General features: G+C 61.8%; 1 protein-coding gene and 1 pseudogene. Both read left to right on the top strand.

Annotated features, from left to right (window positions below; all coding sequences use genetic code 11):
- The first annotated feature begins 10 nt into the window (after positions 1–10).
- Positions 11–1210, top strand: coding sequence for a cell division protein ZapE (gene zapE, locus EN906_RS32495; protein ID WP_127375697.1), 1200 nt, complete (start codon positions 11–13; stop codon positions 1208–1210).
- A gap of 395 nt (positions 1211–1605) precedes the next feature.
- Positions 1606–1909, top strand: a pseudogene (locus tag EN906_RS32490) (malate dehydrogenase); the annotation flags it as partial.

Genomic DNA, 1909 nt, shown 5'->3' with positions numbered 1-1909 from the left:
GACGTGACCGATGCATCTGCGTGACGGCCTCCAGACCCATGCGACCGTCAGGCAGCGCTACGACCATCTGGTGGAAACCGGTACGATCGACCGCGATCCGGCGCAGGAACGGATCGTTGCGGCACTCGACCGGCTGACCGATGAGATTTCGGCCAAGCGGCTGGCGCATAAGTCGAGCGCGCTGGGCTGGCTGTTCGCCCGCAAGCGCGAGACGGATGAGGCCGTCAAAGGCCTCTACATCCATGGCGGCGTCGGTCGCGGCAAGACCATGCTGATGGACATGTTCTTCGACTTGCTGCCGGTGCGGCGCAAGCGCCGCGTCCACTTCAACGACTTCATGGCCGACGTGCAGGACCGTATCCAGAAGCACCGGCAGGCGCGCAAGAATGGCGACGTCAGGGAAGACGATCCGATCCCGCCGGTGGCCAAGGCCCTTGCCGAGCAAGCCTGGGTGCTGTGCTTCGACGAGTTCTCGGTCACCGACATTGCCGACGCGATGATCCTGTCCAGGTTGTTTTCGGCGCTGTTTGCCAGCGGCGTGGTGCTGGTCGCCACCTCGAATGTGGCGCCGGAAAACCTCTACAGCGACGGGCTGAACCGCCAGCTTTTCCTGCCCTTTATCGGCATACTGGAGCTGCACACACAGGTGCTGGCGCTCGATGCCGACAAAGACTACCGGCTGGAAAAGCTCGCCCGGACACCGGTCTATGTCACGCCGGCCGATGCGGCGGCGGACCAGCTACTCGACGAGGCCTGGCAAGCCATGACGCGGGGCGCGCCGACCGCCGAGACATCGATTGCCCTCAAAGGACGGCAGGTGATCGTGCCGCGCGCGGCGGGCGATGCGGCGCGGTTCTCCTTTGCCGATCTCTGCGAAAAGCCGCTTGGCGCGCGCGATTTCCTGGCGATCGCCGGTCGCTTCTCAACCATTTTTATCGACCATGTCCCGGTGCTCGGCGAAGGCAAGCGCAACGAGGCCAAGCGCTTCATCCTTCTGATCGACACGCTCTACGACCATCATGTGCGGCTGGTGATGAGCGCCGATGCGCCGCCGCAAGCGCTTTATGCAGCCAAGCGCGGCGTCGAAGTCTTCGAGTTCGAGCGCACCGCATCGCGGCTGATCGAGATGCAAAGCCGCGACTGGCTGGAGGATTGGGCGGCGCGGCAGAAGGGGAAGCCGGCGCCAGGGGCACAGCAGGCGCAGGCCTGAATTTCCAGAGAATCCGTCGGTAGCAATCCTTCGTGTCCCCTCCCTCGGCAGGACAGAGGGGGGGCGCTGTCCCGCCGACGTCTACAACTCGAACCTCCTCGGTTACCCGCATCACAAGGGTGTCATCGCCCGCATTCGGCCTTACGATTTCCGTCTTCATCGGTTATTTCTTCCAAAGTCGGCTTACAAACTTTGACGTTTACGTAAATCCCAAGTGATCTAACCGATTGAAAATACTGACACCAAAATAATCGTTTGAATTTTTTCCGTGCCGGGGCTATTGGGTGCGGCGAAAATTCGCGGTTCCCCGCAGCATTCCGGCCTCTTCTTCGACGCCGCCATCAAGTCACCAGAGATTTGAGACGTCGTCACCGACAAAGGGAAAACATCCTCACATGGCACGCAACAAGATAGCGCTTATCGGCTCTGGCATGATCGGCGGCACGCTCGCTCACATGATCGGCCTCAAGGACCTCGGCGACGTGGTGCTGTTCGATATTGCCGAAGGTATCCCGCAGGGCAAGGGGCTCGATATCGCGCAGTCGTCGCCGGTCGATGGCTTCGACTCCAGGCTCACCGGCATCAACGACTATGCCGGCATCGAAGGCGCCGATGTCTGCATCGTCACCGCCGGCGTGCCGCGCAAGCCCGGCATGAGCCGCGACGACCTTTTGGGCATCAATCTCAAGGTCATGGAAC

The sequence above is a fragment of the Mesorhizobium sp. M7A.F.Ca.CA.004.06.1.1 genome (genome assembly GCF_003999135.1).
Classification (GTDB): domain Bacteria; phylum Pseudomonadota; class Alphaproteobacteria; order Rhizobiales; family Rhizobiaceae; genus Mesorhizobium.
This window is presented reverse-complemented; position numbering and strand designations above follow the sequence as displayed.

Bases quoted from the DNA above. Each gene is read 5' to 3' on its own strand.
- zapE (WP_127375697.1), top strand. From the start codon at position 11: ATGCATCTGCGTGACGGCCTCCAGACCCATGCGACCGTCAGGCAGCGC.